The organism is Nocardia sp. NPDC050412, assembly GCF_044458825.1.
GTDB lineage: Bacteria > Actinomycetota > Actinomycetes > Mycobacteriales > Mycobacteriaceae > Nocardia.
Genome location: NZ_JBITIJ010000022.1, coordinates 24,007 through 42,313, shown reverse-complemented (window position 1 = coordinate 42,313; position 18,307 = coordinate 24,007). Strand labels below are relative to the sequence as shown.

The window sequence follows — 18,307 nt, the reverse complement described above, 5'->3', positions numbered from 1 at the left end:
CGTCGCTTGCGGCCCACCCGGGTGGCATCTCCGTGATTCCGGGCGGGCCACATCGGCGTGCCTACGAGCTTCGAGCTGGGCCGAACCACCGCGTCAATGCGTTCCGGAGTCGGTCATCTTCGCTACCGACTTCACCTGCCCAGGCCACATATCCGTCCGGTCGGATGAGTAGCGCGTCAGCAGGCGCGTCCGGACAGGTCGCGATCACGGCGTCGACGCGGTCGTTCCAGTCGCCCGCGATATCGGCGAACCCGCTGTGCTCGGTCAATTGGACCAGTACAGCTCGTGCCGAGTGCAGCAGATCGGCGATACGCGTTCGGCCGTCCGAGGTTTCGAGGGTGAGGTCCGGGACCATGCGTCCGGACAGTGGGTGCGGATCGCCGATGTCGTAGCGGATATCGGATCCTGCGAGCAGATGTGCGATATGTTCAGCGCTTTCAGGTGCTTTGAGTAGTTCGCCCATGAACTCGCGCAGCGCGGTGACCTCCGGACCGGGCGCCATCAGTGCGAGCTGGGACAGTGAGTGCATCATTACGCGCTCGCCGACCGGGTATCGCTCGGAATGATAGGTGTCCAGCAGTCCCACGGGTGCCCAACCGTTCACCTGTGCGGCGAGCTTCCAACCGAGATTGGCTGCGTCCTGCAAACCGAGGTTGAGGCCGGGGCCGCCCATCGCCGAGTGCACGTGGGCGGAATCGCCGAGCAGGAACACATTTCCGTCGCGATAGCGTTCGGCCAGTCGAGTGTTCTGGCCTTCGTTCCGGCGCAAGGCGTGCGGGCCGGATCCAGGCGGTGGCGCGATCGGCAGGTCGACACCGAGCACCCTCCGCAGGCTTGCGCGCAGGTCGTCGAGCGTCATCGGCGTGTCCTCCAGTACCGGATCGCCGTCGAACTCCATGGTCGCGACCAACGGGCGGCCGGGTTCGAGCTCTGCGAAGATGAACATGCCACGTTCGAGTCGGTTATGTCCGAAGGGAAGTCGCCCGAGGCCGGGAATCAGGATGCCGCCGTCTCCGGTTCGCAGTTCCTCCGGCAGGCTCACATGTGCCATCCGGACCAACTTCGATGCGTTTGTGCTGCCGGGGAATTCGATTCCGGTGTGTTTGCGGACGAAGCTCTTGCCGCCGTCAGCCGCGACCAAGTATGTGGTGGTCAGGTCGTACTCGCGGTCGGGGCCCGTCACTGTGACGGTCACGCTCCCGTCCTGCTGGACCAGATCGGTCAGCTCATGGCCCCAACGGATTTCGATACCGAGTTCGCGTGCCCTTTTCTCCAACAGGCGAACCAGTTTCGGCTGGGGGAGCAGCAGCGCGTACATCGGATTGTTCGCAACTTCGGCGAATGACACCGGCATCCCACTGAACATATAGCCGGGCACGGGCTGCGGAGCGCCTGGCGCGCCGCCGAATTCGTGGTATAGGCCCCGCATATCCAGCAGCCGAATCACCTGGCCGACAAGGCCGTTCGCCTTCGGCTCGGCGCTGGGCTCGCTCAGTTTCTCCAGCACGATGGGACGCACGCCGACCAGTGCGAGTTCGCAGGCGAGCATTAGCCCGTTCGGCCCGGCACCGGAAATGACTACGTCGAAAGAGCTTTCGGGCATGACAAATACACCTCTTGTTGCCTTTGAAAGTGAGTGTGCGGTGAGTCAGTCGCCGACGGAAGGCGCGGGAAGTCCCGCGGCTACCTCGTCGATGGCTTGTCGTAGCAGTGTGGTGAGCAATACCGGCGGATCCGCGTACACATAGGTCGCGGTAGCGGCCTGGTAGATCGCGCCGATCGCGCCGACGACGAGACGTGGATACAGATCGCGGGCCGCGTCGGTTCCGGTGCGTGCCGCGATCGCCTCGATCCAGTCGTCGGATACCGCCTTGGACACCGCGGTTCGGGTCTCGGGTGCCTCGAGCAATTCGCGAATGACCGCCAGTTGGCGCGCGGTCGGCGGGTGGTCTCCGGCGCCGTCGGCTTCGAGTGGTTCGAGGACCGCCGAGGTGATCGCGATCCACAGCGGCTCGTCCGCGGGCCGGTTTCGCAGTGCGATCAGACTGCGCTGGATCCGCTCGGTCTGCCGGTAGGCCAGCGCCTCGTGCTTACCGGTGAAGTAGTTGTTGAAGGTCCGGACCGATACGCCCGCGCGGGCGGCTATGTCCTCTCTAGTGATATTGGCCAGTCCGTGTTCGAATGCCAGCTCGAGCGTCGCATTGCTGAGTGCCTTGCGGGTGTCGAGCTTCTTGCGCTCACGAAGGCCGAGGACTTGCTCATCTGGCATGACACCAGAGTACGACGAAAATTGCCCGGCGGGCAATGTTTCCCGCTGGGCAAAATTTCGAGGAGTTGCTACGCGTAGACCGGGCCGGTGTACTTCTCGCCCGGACCCTTGCCCGGCTCATCCGGATGTGCCGAGGCCTCGCGGAAGGCGAGTTGCAGCGACTTCAGGCCGTCGCGGTAAGGACCGGCATGCGGGCCGAAGTACTCGATGGACGATGTGACCAGCCCGGCGAGCGCGGTGATCAGACGACGAGCTTCGTCCAGATCGCGGCGCGGACTGTTGTCCGGATCCTCGTCGGCGAGCCCGAGCTTCTCTGCCGCCGCGCTCATCAGCATCATCGCGGCGCGGCTGATGATCTCGACCGCAGGGATCTCGGCCAGCTCGCGGACGTCGGTCGGGTCGGGCTCACTCATACGAACGAGGATGGCATCGTGGTAGTCGGGCGCGGTCGCCGGGGCGGGGCGATTCGGCGATAGCGAGTGGGAATGTTAGACTTTCCGCTGACGACCGCCCCGGGCTTGCTCGGGGCCAATAAGTGGAGCCCGACTCCCACCGTTGCCGACGAGCGATCGTACTGGTTAAACGGTCCGGTCCCCCGTCCTTTCGAGGCGGGTTTCTTGTGCGGGGATCTCTCACGGGATCATCGGACAAGGTCGACGCGAGCTTGCTCGTGGTCGAAGGCCGGTCGACTCGGGCCCCGTGGCGGAATACCGCACCGGGGCTTTTGTGTTGAAAAGGGGTTGCCGTTATTGCGTGCGGTCGTCTGACGACACCGCTTGACCTAGGAGGCCCCATCAGCACTGAGACCCGCATCAACGATCGCATCCGCGTTCCTGAGGTCCGACTCATCGGACCAGGTGGTGAACAGGTTGGGATCGTGCGTGTTGAAGATGCACTACGCGTCGCCCTCGAGGCGGATCTCGACTTGGTCGAGGTCGCGCCGGATGCCCGTCCACCGGTCTGCAAGATCATGGACTACGGCAAGTTCAAATACGAGACGGCGCAGAAGGCGCGCGAGTCTCGCAAGAACCAGGTGCAGACCGTTATCAAGGAGCAGAAGCTCCGTCCCAAGATCGACGACCACGACTACGAGACCAAGAAGCGCAACGTTGTTCGCTTCCTCGAGGCCGGCTCGAAGGTCAAGGTGACGATCATGTTCCGCGGTCGTGAGCAGTCGCGCCCCGAATTGGGCTTCCGGCTGCTGCAGCGTCTGGCCTCCGACGTCGCCGAATTGGGTTTCGTCGAGACCTCCGCCAAGCAGGACGGTCGCAATATGACCATGGTCCTCGCGCCGCACAAGGGTGCGAAGACGCGGGTGAAGGCGCAGGAGGATTCGCGGGCACCGCGTCCCGCCGCCACCGAAGCGCCTGCCGCTCCCGCACCTGCTGCGGGCGCACCGGCCGCCGAACAGGTCGCGCCGGCCGAACCGCAGTAATACCGATCAGAGAACCGGTGGTTCGACGCGGACCACCGGTACGAGACAGATAGAGGAATCCATGCCGAAGATGAAGAGCCACAGCGGCGCCTCGAAGCGATTCAAGGTTTCGGGCCGTGGCAAGCTGCTGCGTCAGCAGGCGAACCGTCGCCACCTGCTCGAGCACAAGTCCACCCGCCGGACTCGTCGTCTGGACGGCACGGAGGCCGTCGCGTCCGTTGACGTCCCTCGCGTCAAGCGCCTCCTGGGTCTCTGAGACTTTCAGGCCAGCCCCGCGCGACCGGGATTCCGGACGCCGACCACCGACAAACATCCGGGCGCCACGCATGCGCCCCTTAGATCGACAAAGGACTGACCCATGGCACGCGTCAAAAGGGCCGTCAACGCGCAGAAGAAGCGCCGTTCCGTTCTCGAGGCCTCCAAGGGCTACCGCGGTCAGCGCTCGCGGCTGTACCGCAAGGCCAAGGAGCAGCAGCTGCACTCGCTCACCTACGCCTACCGGGACCGCCGGGCGCGCAAGGGTGACTTCCGCAAGCTCTGGATCGCCCGCATCAACGCCGCGGCGCGCCTGAACGACATCACCTACAACCGCTTCATCCAGGGCCTCAAGGTCGCCGGTGTCGAGGTAGACCGCAAGATCCTCGCCGAGCTCGCCGTCTCCGACGCCGAGGCGTTCGCCGGTCTGGTCGCCGTCGCCAAGGCCGCTCTCCCGCAGGACGTCAACGCACCGGCCGCCTGATCCGCACCTGCGTGACGACACAGCATTCGGAACGACCCGTGGACGCGCTCTCCGAGCACAATCCGCGGGTCGTTTCCGCTGTCAAGCTCCAGCGCGCCGCACAGCGCCGCAAGACCGGGCAGTTCCTCGCCGAGGGCGCGAATTCCGTTGCGGCGGCGCTGGAAACCGGTCGGGTGCGCGAGCTGTTCTATTCGATGCACGCCGCTACGCGGGAGAATCCGCTGATCGCCGGGGCCGCCGCCGCGGGTGTGCGCACCACCTTGGTGAGTGAGCGCGCGGCCGAACACCTCGGTGAAACCGTCACCGCGCCAGGGCTTGTCGCGGTGTGCGATCACATTGACGTGCCGCTGGCGGACGTATTGGCTGAGCGGCCGACGCTGCTCGCCGTTCCGGTGGAGATCGCCGAACCCGGCAATGCGGGGACTCTCATACGAGTCGCCGATGCGGTGGGCGCGAATGGCGTTGTGCTGGCGGGGGATGCGGTCGATCCGCACAACGGCAAATGCGTTCGCGCGAGTGCGGGCAGTCTGTTCCATGTGCCGATCGCACGGCATCGTGATATCGGCGAGGTGCTCGATGCCGTTGCGGCCGCGGGCATTACGGTTTTGGCCACCGCAGCCAAGGGCGAGGTCGACCTGGACGACGCCGACGAACTGCTGGCCGGTCCGGTGGCCTGGCTGTTCGGCAATGAGGCGCACGGCCTGGATCTGTCAGTCGCCGCCCGGGCCGACCACCGGGTGCGTATCCCGATCCACGGCCGCGCCGAGAGTCTCAACCTGGCCGCTGCAGCCGCTATCTGCCTGTACGCGAGCGCGCGGGTCCAGCACACGAAATAGGTCGGGCGCCAACCCACAGCGGAACGCTCCGGCCGGGGCTCGTACTCAGCGTGCCTGTACTTCCTCCCCTCGACTCGGCGATACACACAGCGGTTGGGCGAACCATCACACGGGGCCCAACCGAAGTCAGCGACGGTCACCAGATATCGGTCCATACGGGCCGTTTGGGAATGTCGAACAATGCGGAATTCTTGTGGACCACAACGGCAACCGAGGAGCCGACGCTCAGTCGCTCGGCCAGTGCTCGCGCTTTGACCTCGCGGAATTGAGGGTAGAGGTACTGCTTCTGCACGCGGGCATCCGCACCCGAGTCCGGGTGCGGGAACTGGACTTCGACCCGCACCCGCCACAAATCGAAGTTGAGCGTGCCCGAACGGTACTTGTATCGCAGATCCGACTCGACCACCAGCGCGGACATCGCGATCCCGGCCCGCCGCAGGTAATTCCGGCGCAGCCGCCATGCGGCGGCTAGCACGAGCATCCACCCACCTATGCCCAGCAGTACGCTCACCGGAAGAAACAGCGCCATGGCGACTTGCGAACCGGTCCACCGGGCTATCGCGGCACCCAGGTTCAGCGTGCCCGCCATGAAGGCCACCGCGGCTACCGCGGCACCCAGCGTCCACACCAGCGACATCGGGCCGATCATTTTCCGGGACCGCCCCATACCATCTCCTCGAGCAACCCGCAGTAAGCCACCGAATCGAAGCTATGGCATGAATCGAAGAACTACCACACTACGGCGTAGGCCGCGTTGGCGCGCGTGGCTTCCATGCGCTCGTCCGATCCGGCAACTGCCATATAGAAGCTAAAACCCCTTGTGGGTCTTCGCTATTCACTTCCGCGCCACTTCTGCTTGGGCTTACGCTGGGACACCTGCACCGGCCAGCACACCGCCCACACCAACACGGCCAACGGCACACCAGCCGCCAGCATCAGCCCGGCCGTACTCCAACTCATCGTCCTCGCCTCCCCGACGAGAACGCAGTCCATCGAGCGAAAGACATCCGCGGAGCAACAGTTTCGACATCCGCAACACACATCACCGCATGCAACATCAGCACATCCATGTGCAGCGGCGACGGCATGATCACCGCATCCACATCCGCGCCCCGAACTTGGTCGACCAGTGGCACCAGCGTGATGTCCGGCGGCCACACCAGTGCGTAGCCGAGCCGCCGCGCCAGCCGCCGCACCTGCGCGGCATCCCATTCCGGCATTTCGGTGACCACTGGGTCTATCCAACCCAGCGCGGTCGGACGCGGCCTCATCGCTGCCTTGCGTCGGGGGGTGCGGCTGTCGGTGTGAGCCGTGCGGCGAGTGCCGCGGCATCCGCACCGGGATCGGTCAGTCCATCCAGGACATCGAGCAAGGTCTGCATGTCGGGGCCGGGCGCCGCCGGTGGCTTGGGGTCAACGAAATAGCGACAGTTCAGCCGCTCGGCGTGACAACGAGTCTCGATCACGCGCTGCGGCCCATTGGCCGTTCGAAGCGGGCGGATTTCGGCCTTCTCTCGTAAGCATCGGCGGATGTGGATCGCCACGGCGTGTACTGCTGGCAGATATCCATGTCCGGGCTCATTCCTTGCTGTCCTCCTGATCGTGTATTGGTAAGCACCGCCGCCGAGGAGCAGTCGCCACCGACCGGGCGGTTTGGCGGAATGGTCGATATGCCGATGCGAACACGGCATCATCCCGGCGGCGGAGCTGCGACGAACCATTGGTATGCCCGTGCCGGGGATGCGGCCCTCGGCTCCGGGACGACTGTGTGGGCACAGGCTGATTCGCCCATTCGCGGGGGCCGCGTCCGCGAACCGTTCGACCACATCGGCTGGTCCGTCGTTGTAGACGGCCGGTCGACCGATGAACGGATCCGGTTGCGGCAGGGCCGAATCGCGGTCCACCGCTCGAGATCGGCGGTGGTTCGGGGCTTGGGTGGTCACCGGCCATCCTGACTGGTGTTCTCCGCGCCCGGATCGGTGTGGAGTTCCCCACGGCATAGATCACCCGCACTCCATAAGACAGGGTTGGTGAGCACGACGAACAGAGCGGGCACTGGACAGCACCCGTCGGTTGTCCGGTTTCGGAGATCTGTTATCAGGCAGAGGGTCTGGTGCAGGCCGGGCAGTCGGCGGGCGAATCGGTGGGGTGCGGATGTCCCGTTTCGATCAGGCCTGTCCAACAGCCGCGCAACATCTCACACGTCCCTACCGTGCAGTCGGCGTGTAGGGCGAGGGAGATCTCCCGATGCATCTGCGCCGGTGCCATCGCATGGCTCGGATATCGGTGCTCGATGGGATCGGCGGCCATATCAGAACCCCTGGTGTGGAACATCAGCCGGGACCAACCGCCCGGCCTCGATCAGCCGCTTCTTCGCCTGCGCCTTGACCGGGCACATCGACGCCGCGCAGTCCAGATGGGCCTGCATCGTCGCGTGGGCGTATTCGATTGTCATCACAGGCAATTCGCTGTGGTTCGTTACGGGCAGGCCATGCATACGGAGACTCCGAACGTGGGTGTGAGTGTCTGGAATCCCCGGTAGCCGAGGCCGAAACTAGCTGTGCGACAGAGTGATTCGCTGAGGCAACGGGTACATCCCGGCTACCTGGGGTGATTTCAGTAGTACGCTTCTCAGCACAGCGGTGGAAGATTCCAGCACGTGATTTGACCAAGTTTGTTCCAAAATTCCACGGCGAGGAGCAAACTTATTCCAAACCGACATCACCCGATAGCGAGGCTAAGGAATGTCCATCGGTTCAACGGGTTCCACTCTGCCGCGTCGTATGCTCGGCCGAGCGCTCAAGCGGTTGCGGGAAGGATCGGGCGTACCGCCGAAGGTTGCGGCGCAGGCCATTCGGGTATCGGCGCAAACGTTGTGGCGGATCGAAACCGGACAACAGGGACCGAAGCTGAAAGAGATTTATGTGCAAGCGCTCTGCCAGCTGTATGGAGCGGCATCGGACGAGACGAAGGTCCTTGTCGGTCTCGTGGAGCTGGCCGAGCAGAAGAACTGGTGGCACCCGTACGAGGATGTCATTCCAGAAGTCTTCGCCCTGTTCATCGGCCTGGAAGAGTTTGCCAGCGAGCTTACGACCTTTCAGCTCACACTGATGCCGGGTCTCCTCCAGACCGCCGATTATCGACGCGCCGGTGTCTGGGCGCTGCAGCCGCAGGCCAGTCCGACCGAGGTAGAGCGCAACGTAGAGTTGACGATTCGGCGGCAAGGGCGGCTTCGGGACGATAGCCAGAACTTTACTGTGCAGGCTCTGTTGTGCGAGTCGGCGTTGCGGTACCCGATCGGTGGTCCGGCGGTCATGGGACGCCAGCTGCGCCACCTCGAAGAGGCGTCTCAGATGCCTAACGTGTCGATTCGCGTCGTACCGCTCAGCGCGGGAATGCATATCGGCCTACAGATAGGGAGCTTCGTCTTGCTGGAGTTCCCTGAACATCCGACCGCCTACCTGTCGGAGCCCCCGTTGGTATACGTGGATGGGTACACAGGTGCCCTTTACCTGGAACGTGAGTCGGAGATTCACCAGTATCGCTCCGGGCTTGCGGGCATCCGGCGTGTCGCGTTGGATGAGGGGAAATCCAGGGAACTGGTGGCCCAGATAGCAAGGGAGTACGAAGGGTGAGCATCGACCTATCCGGGGCGAAGTGGTTCAAATCCAGCCGCAGCAAGGACGCCCAGGCCTGCGTGGAAGTTGCACACCTCAACGGCGGCATGGTTGGCGTGCGCGACTCCAAGGATCGCACTGGTCCGGCGCTGGTTTTCAGTCCCGCGGAGTGGGATGCCTTTGCGGCGGTTGTCAAAGAAGGCGAGTTCGATCGCGCCTGATCGGCGGTCGACACACGAAACCGAATGAGCCCCAGGCGCTTTTCGTCGCCTGGGGCTATTTCTTTCTCAGGGCTCGACAGCCGCGCGTCGGCGACGGTAAGTGGACGTGCATCTTTCGGCTGACGATGGCGACATCCGAAGCAACCGCAGCGTCGCGGCGTGCGTCATCGTTGTCGACGTGCGCGGCTCTATAGAACTCGCTCTGCAGGATCACCCACGCCTTTGCATGGTGGTGACCTGGCCGGTACGGTCAAGGCGAGCTTTGTGGGGGCGGGGAAGCCGGTCCGGCCCCAGGCCTGGGATGGCACCGGTACGAGAGGGCGAGATGGCCAGCTGGAGTGGGGTGGTCCGGAGTGTGGTTCTCGGTGCGGGGCTGATCATACTGATTTCGGCGTGCAATTCCGGTGGGGAGTCGAAGGGCAGCACGAACAGTGCATCGGTGACGCCGACCATCGCGGCGGATGTACCAGTAGGGTTCGACGCGTGTAAAGATCTCCCGCAGGCTCTCATTCAGTCGGAGAAGCTGAAGAACAAGGGGGCGGACACCACAGACAGGCCCGGCGGCTTCAAGTGGCGGGGCTGCATCTGGGTTCAGTCCGACGGATACTTCGGCACGATCGACACCACCACTATCACCTTGGCGATGGTGCGAGCCAACAAGGACTTTACGGTCGCCGAGGAGTTCAACGTGGGCGGGCGGGCGGCACTTACCTACAGCCCAAGCGAGCAGAACGATCTGAAGGAGCACTGCCTCCTGAGTGTCGAGATGAAAGGGGGGAGCCTCGAGGTCAGTATCAGTAACCCACCTTCGGCCAAACTGACTGCCTCCCAGCACTCTTGCGACATCGCTAAGCGTCTCGCGGACGGGATCGTTCCAGCGATACCTGCCACCCTCTAGACTTGTACCGGCCTTCGGCGAGTTCAAAATCGAAGACCACTGGGGAGGAAGATCAACGATGAGTAGCGATACGACCACACCGTCTGCAGGTCCGCTGGCCAGCGCGATCAAGGACGCTCAGGACGGCAAGCTGACCGTCAGTTTCAGCAACGAAGTGCGCGTAAACGCCGACGAGTTCGTCTACATCGAACGCGACTGCCAGGCGTTCAAAGACGAGATCCGTGCACTCCAAGCGATCGCGAAATCGATCGCGGACCGAAAAAGCTGGGGGCTCGGCGAGACGACAGATGGCATGACCTCGGCCGCAACACTGGTGGCTCGCTTCCGCGGCAAGGCCAAGATCGTCGATCCAGCCACCGACTCGGACAACAACGTCTACGACATCCTCCAACAGCACTACGACATCATCGACGACATCCAAAACCTCCACCGCACAATCGCCCAGAAATACGTCGAGCAGGATCAAGAATTCGCCGCTCGCTACAACGAGTTGAAGGCGAATGTAGATGCCAGCCAGATCGGTACACCGACGCAACTAGGCGTGATTTCAGCCCCGGCAGTCGGTGCCTCGAAATGAGTGATTCGTATCATCCAAGGTCGTGCTGGCCAGCACGATCAAGGACGATCTTCCGATTCAGCGTTCTTTCGGGAATGACACCGCGATGAATGCATTGTGCGGTATCCAGACCAATGTAGTCGGGCGCGGCCTCATGCCCAGCGTCGTGGGCTGCGGCCGTCAGTGTAAACACACTCGGGTAGCCGACTTGCGGTAGGCCGAAAGTTCGCCCTGTACCGTGGATGACGACGTTGTCGATGGGGGATGGGCGTCAACCTGTTCGACGTGATGGTAATCACCGTGGTGATCGACATGCGTCCCGGCGGAACCGATCGTCGACTTCGTGCGCCAGCTGCCGCGCCGGACGACCGGCTGAACACGGCGCTTGGTATACCGTGATCTGATTGTGCCCGACCGGCTTCCGTGAGCGACACCACGATCAGCCGCCGCAGGTCAAGCGCTGGCGGAATTGTGACGGGCAATCCTGTCTCAGGTCTCGGGCCCATCCTCGGCCCACCATGCATCAGATCGCATCTCTTCGGGGACTCGTGGATCTTCCGGACCATCAAGTTCTAGAGCAAAGATGCGCTCGAACCATTCACTGCGCAGGCTGGAGGGTAACCGTGCGCCACACCATGGACAGCAGTTCATCACAATACGGCTGTCCTGATCAGGAATGGCAATGTAGTATTCCCGAAATTTTGGATCATATCCGATAGGAATCGAATCATCGGCGAGCCAGGCATCCATTCCTTCGCAGGTATGGCGGAGCCGATTGGTTGACAATTTTACCCCACTTGTATCGTTCGTCCGGGAACTGCAGGCTTGTATATCTTACCGGTGATCGGGTCAATAGAACCCAAATGATTTCCCTTGCTGTCGTACGCTTCTATATCGTTGTGGGTGTAATCCCATTCGTAGTACTCGCGCGCCTTGCCATTTTTGCCGTTGGTTCTGGTTCTTCCCCGGTAAGGCTTGAGATCTTTCCAGACCGGAGATTCACCCGGGCCTTGCGGGTTCTCCTTACGCTCGTTCGTATCATCCGGTGTGTCGTCAGCGGCAAATACCGTCATACCAATTATGGCGGCGAGGTTGGTGATGGCTTTGTCGAGGTCGACGGCGGGCAGAGCATGGAAGGCGTCGATGGTGCCAACGGCGCCGGCCGCGAGGCTGGTGAGGCCGATGACGCGGACCATTTGGCTGGCGCGGTAGGAGGTTTGGATCGCGTTGATGGTGAGGGCAACGTCGGCGTCGATGGCCGCGGCTGCGGCGACGGCGGAGGAGCCGAGGCTGAACAGGAACGCGACCCCGGCGGTGATGGCGATCAGACTGATGGACAGTTCCAGTGCGTTGATCGCGCTGGCGTTATCGTCGCCGAGGGCGACGGTCGCGTCGTGATAGTCCTTGACCGGTGCCGCCATCTTTTGGGAGGCGGTAGCGACGGTGTCGGCGCCGGTTTTCAGGGTGGTGAAGTGGTCTTGGAGTAGTTGCCGGTTAGTGGGGTCGTCCATGCCGTCGAACAGAGCCGAGATGGCGGAGATGCGGGCGGGCGCGCCGGTGATGGTGTCGTGGTTGGCGAAGGTGTTCCAGGTGGTGTGGGCTTTGTCGAGTTTGGTGTGGTCACCGTTGGGGAGTTTGCCGAAGGCGGCGAGGACTTTGGCGATGAGTTTGTCCAAGAACTCCTTCAGGCCGCCGTGGTCGGTGAAGCCGATTCCGTTGTTGCCCACCGACGATGGGATGCTGACCTTGTACTCGCCGACCTGGCTGATAACAGGGCGGTCTGGTAGCGGATCGCAGTTGTTGCTGACGGCGTAGTTGTAGCCCATGGCATACAGGACGGCGCCGTAGTTGGTGAGGGCGTTGGCCAGGCTGGAGCAGGCCTGCATGGTCTGCCGGGCGGCTTTGTCGTAGGCCTCACCCCACTGTTGGCAGCCGGGGGCGTCCCCGGCCATCCCGACGCATTCGCCTTTGACCGCGTCATGGACGGGTTTGTCGGCTTTGCGGAGGTCGTCGGCGAGATCGTGGCATTTCTTGGCGGCGTCGTAGTAGGTCTGCCAGTCGACGATCACGACTGTCCCGACTGCAGCATGCGGCGGTTGACATCGATGGCGCGGGTGTAGCGGCCGTGCGCTTTCTGGGCCGCGTCGCTCACGGTTGCGACGCCTTCGGCGAATTCTCGTGCGGCCGCGAGCCATTGGCTGTGGGCGTCGGCATAAGCGCTGGCTGCTGCAGATTCCCAGCTGCCCCTGTGCAAGGCGGCGACTTTGTGGTCGAGTTCGTCGAGGTGATCATGCAGGAACCCGGCCAGGCCGTTGAGGCGTGACACGATCTGGTCGAGTTGGTCGAGGTCGACACTGAATTGGGAGCTCATGGTAGATCCAGGCTGGAGATACCGGAGGCGTTGCCGGTGTCGGTGTTCTTGTAGTTGGCCGCGGTGATGCCCAGCTTCTCGGCGAGGGAAGTCAAGGCTTGCATGAGTTGTGTTCCACCGTCACGGGTTTCGGTCCACCCTGTGGAGAACTCGTCGGCCGCGTCGCCGGTCCAGTCGGATGTGAGTAGGGTCTCGACCTCGCGGGCGGCGGAATCGAGGGCCTGTTTCATGGTGTCGGCGATGTTGTAGACGTACTGGCCGATCGCCTGCACATCATCAGGCACAACAGACAGATTCTGGCCAGATCCGACAGGCCCCCCGCCACTGCTCATGCGCTCGACCATAACGGCGTACTGCGACCGGTGTCCACTGCGCCGTTTCGACTAGCGCCGGGCCGTCGTCGCAGTCGGGGTGTTTGGTCGTGGCTCGATTCGTAGTAGAACTAGCGCCAATGCACTCAATAGGAGATATGTGCCCAAGTAGCCAGCCACCGTTAATATTCCGACAGAGGTGCTGATCGACGTAGAACTCGGCGAACTGCTCCGTTGTAATCCAGCCGAACGACGTCCACTTGATCTCATCCAGGACGAGGGTGTCCAGGCTACGCAGGGTCTTGCCAATCCGGTCGGAAAGTAATCCTTCGATCGAACATCCTCCACGGTGATCCCCGCCCAGGCGACCGAGGGGGTGAGTTGGAGGAGGTCTTGGATAGGGTATCAGCGACGCGGCCAAGGTCGCCCACGCGCGCTACACCACCGCCCCACGACACCAATACAAAATGTTCTCCCAAGGATAAGGTACATGGGTCTACCGGTTATCGACTGGCAGACCTACTACGACGCGTTGATGCCGGTAAAGTCATCGGCAGCGTGTCAGAGCAGTTGGGTGGTTACGCCACCAGTCGATACAAGATCATTACCGACCGATTCGGCGGTATTATTTCCATGTATTCGATCCCGTAGATGCTAGGAGTTGAATTGGGAATCGATATAATTATTCAGAATCAAATCCACGAACGGATCGACCTGGTATACGGGGACGCGGACGATACGCTTATCAGGTGTCGCGGGAATGCTCCGGCAGGCTCAATGCTTCGGGGTCTTCACGCGCACGCAGACACAATGTTCAACACAACGCAGCTGGCCATGCTCTTGGACGAACTAGCAAATCTGTCGCCGAACAATGACAAAGAGGCGGAGATGCTAGTCGTATTGCGCGATGCCGCCGAAACCGCTATCCGTAGGAATGGGTATCTTTGGTTCAGTGGGGACTGAGGTCGTGAACATTTTCCGCCATTGCGGCAGCCGGTCCTGCGCGCAGCGCGCGGCAGCGGATTTGCGCATCCGGGTAGTCGGCATGGTTGCCCTTGCGAACGGTACCTTCGCGGCCAGCGCGGGTTCCCCGCAGCGATCATCTGCCGCGGTGTGGTAGCGCACAACTGATATGTGGTATTTAGAGGCGTTCGATAAGAAGACCGAATTTTTGGTCCGCGATCATCCTTTGCAGGGCCTCGACACAGCGACTTTGCAAGAAATCCTTCACTTCGACGACAGCTGCGAGATCGACGGCATCAATTTTCCTCCGGAGGCTGGAGGGTACGACGTGCCGCAATCGAAGCTGCCAGAACTCGCCAAATACCTGTCTCCCGATTTCGTTGTCGATGAATCATGCGACTACCAGGTGGGCTACTACCGAGAGTGATCACGGTTGGCCGCGCGTGCGGTGACTATTTCTGATGAAAGCATGAGGTTGTCGTCATGGACTATTTAGGCCAATGGAACGAGGACCAGCGTCGGCTCTCCGCGGAGTGGAAGCGCAAGAACCGGGCTTTACGGCAACGTTTGGGCCAGATCGCCGTTCGTGCCAGTTCCCGTGGTGGCGAGTTGGGTGTGACCGCAGACTCGCAAGGTAGCATCGCTGACTTGCGACTCACGCCACAGGCGCTGCGGCTCGGCGACGCACAGCTCGTCCGAGTGCTGCTCGAAACAATTCAGCGGGCCCAATCGGATGCGCACCAGCAGACAGAATCTATCGCTCGGACCTACACCGACAACCCGGAGTCTGCTACCGCGATGAAATTCATTCAGGAGCTACTCGGCCCCGAGAGTACAGCGACCAGAGACTGACGCTGCAGTCTGGGCGTTCTGCGCACGACCGGGCAGGCGATTCGCCGCTGCTTCGGCGGTGCTCGACGCGACGGCGGCGCCGCGCCTTGCGGGCGGGCCACCGCGACGCAAACCCGGCGTGGTGATCGCCGACCGGACTTACTCGGCGGCATCGAATCGAACTCGACTGCGATGCAAGCGAATCCGCACAGATATTCCTGAACGGTCTGATGAGGTCGCCAATCGTGATCGCAAGTGTCGTCACGGCGGCCGGGCACGGCTGGCGGGCGGTGGCCACCCGCTACGACTGTGGCGCACTTGAAAATCAAGCTGAGGCATTGTCTGGGATCACGATTCCGTCGAATTTCGTTGCGCCTCTGATGATGTCGGCAGAATTCGCCGACGGTGTCGACCCGGCTCGGCCTCGACTACGTCGAAGCCCGCTCCTGGCTCGGCTGGCACAACTCGCGTCGACCGTGCCACTGCCGCCGACTAACTCGTCGGTGGAAGAATCTCCGTGGCGCGGGCGAGGTCGAACTCATCGCTGTGTCGAAGGTTTGCCAGTGCCCGCATGCCCGGCGCCTGGCTCGACCGGACGAACCCCCAGTCGCCGATCAGGAATAGCCGCCGTTTGGCTCGGGTGATCGCCACATTGAGCAGCTTGGCCGCGGAAACCTGACGTTGGCCGCCGGACAGGTCGGCCGCGGCAACCCAGCGCGGCTGGTCGTCCTGCATGAGATCGACGATGACGGTGTCGAATTGGCGTCCCTGAAATCGGTGCGAGGTGCCGCACGCGATGTCGTATCCGTTGGCCTGGACATGGAGTTCGGCCTTCTGCGCATGCGCACTGTAGGGGCAGACGAGGCCCAATGTGCCTGTCGTGTCGCGGTGTTCGTGGAGAATATCGAGTAGTCGCAACCCGAGCGGGTGAGTCCACGACGTGCCATATCGATGTAGGCCGCGGTCGGGGTGGCCCGCGGTGTCGATGAACGTCACCACCGGTCCGTCGAGCGTGCCGTGCCATCGGGTTTCGAGGAGGCCGTCGTAGCAGAAATCGTTGACGATCCCGGCGATGATCGGCGGATAGCGGAACTGAGTGCGCAGGGCAACGCATCGGGGGTGGCGCTCGGCGCCCGCGCGGTGGGTGATGCCGTGCAGCGCGAAGATATCGTCTCGTTGCCAGGGAAGCAGTTCGCGTTGCTGCTGGGTGCGCGCATCATCGATGTCGGTGATCGGGGAGTTCTGGAGGAAATCACCGACGAATGCCAAGCAGCGGTCCGCTTTGGAGCCCGCATGGACGAGGTGCGGGATGTGGGCAGAGGCTGCCTCGTCGACGATGACGGTGTCGTATCGACGGTTGGCCAGTTCGGGTTTCATGGTCAGCGCGGTGAGGGTGCAGGCGATGACCGGTGCCGACTCGAGTAGTTCCCGCCGGGTGTTCGCGTATTCGTCATCGAGTTTGCGCTTCTCGTTCTCGAGTTCTTTCAGCTCCCGATCGAGCGTCGTGACCACCTGATTGAGGCGGTCTCGTTCAGCGATCTGCTCGGCGATGCCCTCTCGTTCGGCAGTGGCGATTATGAACTCGTGGTCGGGAACTGTGTCGGCTTCCGCTTGCGCCCGTTCGGCTGCGGACCTGGCGGCCCGGGCGGCGGTGGCGTCGTCGCGGCTGCGACGTTCCCGATCATCGGCATTTTCACGGAGTCGTTGCGCGCGGCGGTCGGCAGTCCGGGCTGATTCTGCCGCGGCAGCTGCGCCCGGCGTCGCGGCGTCGATGGTGGCGAGTTCGATGTTGAGCTGGTCCAACCGAGCGCTCTCCTGGGCCGCGAGTCGAGTCGCTCGTTCCCGACGGTCCAGTGCGGACACCAGTTGTTGCTGAAGCTCGGCCGCCCGCCACGGCAAACGACCGCTCCAGGTAGCTCGTTCGGCGATCAGCGCGTCGACATCTTCCTGCAATCCCTGACAACGATCGAGGGCTGAACGGACACTCGCTTCGCAGCTGTCACGCTGCGCGGCCAGCGCCCGCTGTCGGGTGGACAGGCGCTGTTCGGCCAGCAGCAGCGAGACGAGAAGCTCGGGGTCGGGTGCGCATTCGTCGGCTCGCTGCCGCAGCAGGGCGGCTTCGGCGGCAAGCTGGTCCGATTGTCGGGTCAATTCGTCGGCGATGGCATGGTGGCCGGCGGCGTCAACGGCCTGGGCTCGTGCGTGGTAGGCGCGGACGATCGCATCGACATCGAGGCCGGGATCGGCGAGCCGGTCGGACAGCGTGATGAGAGCCTTGCGATCTTCGTGCTCGTCGTTGGCCCGCAGCTTGTCGGCAATCTCCTGCAGGCGGGTCGCGCGGTTGGTCAGCGTGGCCGCCGCACGGTCCAGCATCAGCCAGTCATGGTCGGCGACTTCCTGATCAATCTTGTGCTGATCACCGACACGCACGACCTGCCCAGGTTCGTTGACCACGTCTGCGAGGTCTTTCACGACATTGTCCACGGCGACATGGGTGTTCGAAGCGATCAACACCGAACGACCGTGGGCGAGTGCATCGGTGACGGCTTTGACGATAACGGTGGTCTTACCGGTGCCCGGCGGACCCCATACCAGCCAGGCGCCACCCTTCGTGAATGCGGCGAAGGCGGCCGACTGCTCACGGTTCAGTCCGGCCACATCGGCGAATGGCGGAAGGCCCTCGGTAGACCAGAGGTCCGGCAAGAGCGGCCCTCTGGTGGCCTCCTGCAGGGAGGCCCGCAACATGCGCAGCAGGCTGAGATCGATATCGTCGGAGTACATCATCCGCACATGGGTCGCCGTGCCCATGGCCCGGCGGATTGCTGGGGTCACCTCGCCGACCACCCGCTGCCCCTGCGGCGGATACATGAGGTGGATCTCATGCATCGGCGGTTTGCGCCCCCGTGCCGCATCGGCATCGACGACGAAGAAGGTTTGCCCGTTCCACCCGCCGCGCGGCGGTTTGACCGTCTGAACTGCCAGCAGCTTGGAACGTGCAGGAAGCTCCACCGGGACGTTTGCAACAGCCTTCAGCGTCACCGACTCGGCCCGGTAGGCGATCATGGCATCGAGCGCTTCGAGTGTGCGTGCCTTGATCCGGGGCCAGGAGAGTTGTTCGGAGGATCGATCGGTCTGCTGCTGTTCCCCACCCGTCATAGTTGCATCCTATCGGACTGGCGTAGATTGAAAGGCTCTCTCCGGCAACTAGTTACGGCTGTATTTGCGCCGATATCGGCCCTTGGCAGTGCGCGATCATCTGGT

24 protein-coding genes are annotated in these 18,307 nt (G+C 62.9%); 11 read left to right on the top strand and 13 right to left on the bottom strand.

What is annotated here, in order from left to right; all coding sequences use genetic code 11:
* Positions 1 to 61: 61 nt before the first annotated feature.
* From ACIBI6_RS37605 to ACIBI6_RS37595, 3 genes are all read right to left on the bottom strand, one after another.
* Complete coding sequence (locus ACIBI6_RS37605) at positions 62 to 1,603, bottom strand: FAD-dependent monooxygenase (RefSeq protein ID WP_396959753.1); 1,542 nt, start codon at positions 1,601 to 1,603, stop codon at positions 62 to 64.
* A gap of 45 nt (positions 1,604 to 1,648) precedes the next feature.
* A complete protein-coding gene (locus tag ACIBI6_RS37600; protein ID WP_396959751.1) occupies positions 1,649 to 2,269 on the bottom strand; it encodes a TetR/AcrR family transcriptional regulator in 621 nt (206 codons plus the stop codon).
* 68 nt (positions 2,270 to 2,337) lie between these two features.
* Positions 2,338 to 2,682 carry a DUF1844 domain-containing protein gene (locus ACIBI6_RS37595; protein WP_364352409.1) on the bottom strand — a complete coding sequence of 115 codons (345 nt, stop codon included), beginning with the start codon at positions 2,680 to 2,682 and terminating at the stop codon, positions 2,338 to 2,340.
* A 335-nt stretch (positions 2,683 to 3,017) separates the two neighbouring features.
* Here ACIBI6_RS37595 and infC point away from each other — a divergent pair, with 335 nt between their 5' ends.
* The 4 genes from infC (at position 3,018) to ACIBI6_RS37575 (ending at position 5,279) form a co-directional block, all read left to right on the top strand.
* Positions 3,018 to 3,704 (top strand): translation initiation factor IF-3, encoded by a 687-nt coding sequence (infC, locus tag ACIBI6_RS37590; protein ID WP_364352521.1) that lies wholly within the window; start codon positions 3,018 to 3,020, stop codon positions 3,702 to 3,704.
* Positions 3,705 to 3,765: 61 nt separating this feature from the next.
* The gene (gene rpmI / locus ACIBI6_RS37585) at positions 3,766 to 3,960 is read left to right on the top strand and encodes a 50S ribosomal protein L35 (RefSeq protein WP_040689021.1); all 195 of its coding nucleotides are present in this window, start codon (positions 3,766 to 3,768) and stop codon (positions 3,958 to 3,960) included.
* A gap of 102 nt (positions 3,961 to 4,062) precedes the next feature.
* Positions 4,063 to 4,443 (top strand): 50S ribosomal protein L20, encoded by a 381-nt coding sequence (rplT, locus tag ACIBI6_RS37580; RefSeq protein ID WP_364352405.1) that lies wholly within the window; start codon positions 4,063 to 4,065, stop codon positions 4,441 to 4,443.
* Between the two features lie 38 nt (positions 4,444 to 4,481).
* Positions 4,482 to 5,279 (top strand): TrmH family RNA methyltransferase, encoded by a 798-nt coding sequence (locus ACIBI6_RS37575; protein WP_396959748.1) that lies wholly within the window; start codon positions 4,482 to 4,484, stop codon positions 5,277 to 5,279.
* 136 nt (positions 5,280 to 5,415) lie between these two features.
* Here ACIBI6_RS37575 and ACIBI6_RS37570 read toward each other — a convergent pair whose 3' ends face one another.
* From ACIBI6_RS37570 to ACIBI6_RS37550, 5 genes are all read right to left on the bottom strand, one after another.
* A complete protein-coding gene (locus tag ACIBI6_RS37570; RefSeq protein ID WP_396959746.1) occupies positions 5,416 to 5,946 on the bottom strand; it encodes a hypothetical protein in 531 nt (176 codons plus the stop codon).
* Positions 5,947 to 6,110: 164 nt separating this feature from the next.
* Positions 6,111 to 6,239 carry a hypothetical protein gene (locus ACIBI6_RS37565; RefSeq protein WP_396959744.1) on the bottom strand — a complete coding sequence of 43 codons (129 nt, stop codon included), beginning with the start codon at positions 6,237 to 6,239 and terminating at the stop codon, positions 6,111 to 6,113.
* Entirely contained in the window at positions 6,236 to 6,511 is a 276-nt protein-coding gene (locus tag ACIBI6_RS37560; RefSeq protein ID WP_396959742.1) for a hypothetical protein, read from the bottom strand. The genes ACIBI6_RS37565 and ACIBI6_RS37560 overlap by 4 nt, the downstream gene beginning before the upstream one ends.
* Before the next feature lie 35 nt (positions 6,512 to 6,546).
* Positions 6,547 to 7,221 (bottom strand): hypothetical protein, encoded by a 675-nt coding sequence (locus tag ACIBI6_RS37555; protein ID WP_396959740.1) that lies wholly within the window; start codon positions 7,219 to 7,221, stop codon positions 6,547 to 6,549.
* 368 nt (positions 7,222 to 7,589) lie between these two features.
* The gene (locus ACIBI6_RS37550; protein ID WP_364352378.1) at positions 7,590 to 7,733 is read right to left on the bottom strand and encodes a hypothetical protein; all 144 of its coding nucleotides are present in this window, start codon (positions 7,731 to 7,733) and stop codon (positions 7,590 to 7,592) included.
* Positions 7,734 to 8,022: 289 nt separating this feature from the next.
* On the opposite strand from ACIBI6_RS37550, the gene ACIBI6_RS37545 reads away from it, so the two are divergent.
* The 5 genes from ACIBI6_RS37545 to ACIBI6_RS37525 all read left to right on the top strand — a co-directional run bounded on the left by ACIBI6_RS37545 (position 8,023) and on the right by ACIBI6_RS37525 (position 10,969).
* Entirely contained in the window at positions 8,023 to 8,913 is an 891-nt protein-coding gene (locus tag ACIBI6_RS37545; RefSeq protein WP_396959737.1) for a helix-turn-helix domain-containing protein, read from the top strand.
* The gene (locus tag ACIBI6_RS37540; protein WP_396959735.1) at positions 8,910 to 9,116 is read left to right on the top strand and encodes a DUF397 domain-containing protein; all 207 of its coding nucleotides are present in this window, start codon (positions 8,910 to 8,912) and stop codon (positions 9,114 to 9,116) included. The genes ACIBI6_RS37545 and ACIBI6_RS37540 overlap by 4 nt, the downstream gene beginning before the upstream one ends.
* 226 nt (positions 9,117 to 9,342) lie before the next feature.
* Positions 9,343 to 10,014, top strand: a complete 672-nt coding sequence (locus tag ACIBI6_RS37535) for a DUF3558 domain-containing protein (RefSeq protein WP_396959811.1) — start codon at positions 9,343 to 9,345, stop codon at positions 10,012 to 10,014.
* Between the two features lie 58 nt (positions 10,015 to 10,072).
* The gene (locus ACIBI6_RS37530) at positions 10,073 to 10,591 is read left to right on the top strand and encodes a hypothetical protein (RefSeq protein ID WP_396959733.1); all 519 of its coding nucleotides are present in this window, start codon (positions 10,073 to 10,075) and stop codon (positions 10,589 to 10,591) included.
* Between the two features lie 243 nt (positions 10,592 to 10,834).
* The gene (locus tag ACIBI6_RS37525; RefSeq protein WP_396959731.1) at positions 10,835 to 10,969 is read left to right on the top strand and encodes a hypothetical protein; all 135 of its coding nucleotides are present in this window, start codon (positions 10,835 to 10,837) and stop codon (positions 10,967 to 10,969) included.
* 90 nt (positions 10,970 to 11,059) lie between these two features.
* On the opposite strand, the gene ACIBI6_RS37520 is transcribed toward ACIBI6_RS37525, so the two are convergent.
* Genes ACIBI6_RS37520 through ACIBI6_RS37505 form a run of 4 tightly spaced genes read right to left on the bottom strand, consistent with a single transcriptional unit; the run spans position 11,060 to position 13,273 of the window.
* Positions 11,060 to 11,356 (bottom strand): DUF6980 family protein, encoded by a 297-nt coding sequence (locus tag ACIBI6_RS37520; RefSeq protein WP_396959729.1) that lies wholly within the window; start codon positions 11,354 to 11,356, stop codon positions 11,060 to 11,062.
* A gap of 2 nt (positions 11,357 to 11,358) precedes the next feature.
* The gene (locus ACIBI6_RS37515; protein ID WP_396959727.1) at positions 11,359 to 12,639 is read right to left on the bottom strand and encodes a colicin E3/pyocin S6 family cytotoxin; all 1,281 of its coding nucleotides are present in this window, start codon (positions 12,637 to 12,639) and stop codon (positions 11,359 to 11,361) included.
* Positions 12,636 to 12,941, bottom strand: coding sequence for a WXG100 family type VII secretion target (locus ACIBI6_RS37510; RefSeq protein ID WP_396959725.1), 306 nt, complete (start codon positions 12,939 to 12,941; stop codon positions 12,636 to 12,638). The genes ACIBI6_RS37515 and ACIBI6_RS37510 overlap by 4 nt, the downstream gene beginning before the upstream one ends.
* Positions 12,938 to 13,273 (bottom strand): WXG100 family type VII secretion target, encoded by a 336-nt coding sequence (locus ACIBI6_RS37505; RefSeq protein WP_396959723.1) that lies wholly within the window; start codon positions 13,271 to 13,273, stop codon positions 12,938 to 12,940. The genes ACIBI6_RS37510 and ACIBI6_RS37505 overlap by 4 nt, the downstream gene beginning before the upstream one ends.
* Positions 13,274 to 14,384: 1,111 nt before the next feature.
* On the opposite strand from ACIBI6_RS37505, the gene ACIBI6_RS37500 reads away from it, so the two are divergent.
* Both ACIBI6_RS37500 and ACIBI6_RS37495 read left to right on the top strand, forming a co-directional pair.
* A complete protein-coding gene (locus ACIBI6_RS37500) occupies positions 14,385 to 14,642 on the top strand; it encodes a hypothetical protein (RefSeq protein ID WP_396959721.1) in 258 nt (85 codons plus the stop codon).
* 56 nt (positions 14,643 to 14,698) lie between these two features.
* Positions 14,699 to 15,067 (top strand): YbaB/EbfC family nucleoid-associated protein, encoded by a 369-nt coding sequence (locus ACIBI6_RS37495; protein WP_396959719.1) that lies wholly within the window; start codon positions 14,699 to 14,701, stop codon positions 15,065 to 15,067.
* 471 nt (positions 15,068 to 15,538) lie between these two features.
* Here the strand turns inward: ACIBI6_RS37495 and ACIBI6_RS37490 are convergent, their stop codons facing one another.
* Positions 15,539 to 18,202, bottom strand: a complete 2,664-nt coding sequence (locus tag ACIBI6_RS37490) for a DEAD/DEAH box helicase (protein WP_396959717.1) — start codon at positions 18,200 to 18,202, stop codon at positions 15,539 to 15,541.
* Positions 18,203 to 18,307 lie beyond the last annotated feature (105 nt).

Coding starts and splice junctions, on each gene's coding strand:
- ACIBI6_RS37605 (WP_396959753.1), bottom strand. CDS start 1,603: ATGCCCGAAAGCTCTTTCGACGTAGTCATTTCCGGTGCCGGGCCGAAC.
- ACIBI6_RS37600 (WP_396959751.1), bottom strand. CDS start 2,269: ATGCCAGATGAGCAAGTCCTCGGCCTTCGTGAGCGCAAGAAGCTCGAC.
- ACIBI6_RS37595 (WP_364352409.1), bottom strand. CDS start 2,682: ATGAGTGAGCCCGACCCGACCGACGTCCGCGAGCTGGCCGAGATCCCT.
- rpmI (WP_040689021.1), top strand. CDS start 3,766: ATGCCGAAGATGAAGAGCCACAGCGGCGCCTCGAAGCGATTCAAGGTT.
- rplT (WP_364352405.1), top strand. CDS start 4,063: ATGGCACGCGTCAAAAGGGCCGTCAACGCGCAGAAGAAGCGCCGTTCC.
- ACIBI6_RS37570 (WP_396959746.1), bottom strand. CDS start 5,946: ATGGGGCGGTCCCGGAAAATGATCGGCCCGATGTCGCTGGTGTGGACG.
- ACIBI6_RS37565 (WP_396959744.1), bottom strand. CDS start 6,239: ATGAGTTGGAGTACGGCCGGGCTGATGCTGGCGGCTGGTGTGCCGTTG.
- ACIBI6_RS37550 (WP_364352378.1), bottom strand. CDS start 7,733: ATGACAATCGAATACGCCCACGCGACGATGCAGGCCCATCTGGACTGC.
- ACIBI6_RS37545 (WP_396959737.1), top strand. CDS start 8,023: ATGTCCATCGGTTCAACGGGTTCCACTCTGCCGCGTCGTATGCTCGGC.
- ACIBI6_RS37535 (WP_396959811.1), top strand. CDS start 9,343: ATGGTGGTGACCTGGCCGGTACGGTCAAGGCGAGCTTTGTGGGGGCGG.
- ACIBI6_RS37530 (WP_396959733.1), top strand. CDS start 10,073: ATGAGTAGCGATACGACCACACCGTCTGCAGGTCCGCTGGCCAGCGCG.
- ACIBI6_RS37525 (WP_396959731.1), top strand. CDS start 10,835: ATGGGCGTCAACCTGTTCGACGTGATGGTAATCACCGTGGTGATCGAC.
- ACIBI6_RS37510 (WP_396959725.1), bottom strand. CDS start 12,941: ATGAGCTCCCAATTCAGTGTCGACCTCGACCAACTCGACCAGATCGTG.
- ACIBI6_RS37505 (WP_396959723.1), bottom strand. CDS start 13,273: ATGAGCAGTGGCGGGGGGCCTGTCGGATCTGGCCAGAATCTGTCTGTT.
- ACIBI6_RS37500 (WP_396959721.1), top strand. CDS start 14,385: ATGTGGTATTTAGAGGCGTTCGATAAGAAGACCGAATTTTTGGTCCGC.
- ACIBI6_RS37495 (WP_396959719.1), top strand. CDS start 14,699: ATGGACTATTTAGGCCAATGGAACGAGGACCAGCGTCGGCTCTCCGCG.
- ACIBI6_RS37490 (WP_396959717.1), bottom strand. CDS start 18,202: ATGACGGGTGGGGAACAGCAGCAGACCGATCGATCCTCCGAACAACTC.